The sequence below is a fragment of the Mesorhizobium sp. M4A.F.Ca.ET.050.02.1.1 genome (assembly GCF_003997725.1).
GTDB lineage: Bacteria > Pseudomonadota > Alphaproteobacteria > Rhizobiales > Rhizobiaceae > Mesorhizobium.
Window position 1 is genome coordinate 1 of sequence record NZ_RZSG01001565.1, and the last position, 386, is coordinate 386.

A 386-nucleotide genomic window follows, 5' to 3' on the forward strand; every position below is an offset into this window, starting at 1 on the left:
CGACAGGCCCAACGGCCGCTATCACGGCGTTGTCGGCTTCATCTACAAGTGAGCGGGGAAGCGGACATGTTCCAGTCATCGAAGATCATCGGGACCGCAGCGCCGGCACGGTCCGGTCGCGAGCGGATCCGCCGCTCGGCCGCACCGGTCCTGGCGGTCATGCTCGCCGCATCCCTTGCCGGCTGCGCCGGCTGGAAGCGCGACAGCGTTACGGTCGGTGCCATCCCCGACGACTATCGCACCAGCCATCCGATCGTGATCGCTGAAAAAAACCAGAAGATCGATCTTCCCGTCGGCGCCGGTGACCGCGGCATGACCGGTTCCCAGCGCGATACGCTGCTCGGCTTCCTCGACGGCTACGACAAGAGCGCCGCCCAGCGCTGACG

Annotated in this window: 1 pseudogene; it reads left to right on the plus strand. The window is 66.6% G+C overall.

Annotated elements, in window-relative coordinates:
* Positions 1–66 precede the first annotated feature (66 nt).
* Positions 67–375, plus strand: a pseudogene (locus EOA33_RS38650) (CpaD family pilus assembly lipoprotein); the annotation flags it as partial.
* Positions 376–386: the final 11 nt, after the last annotated feature.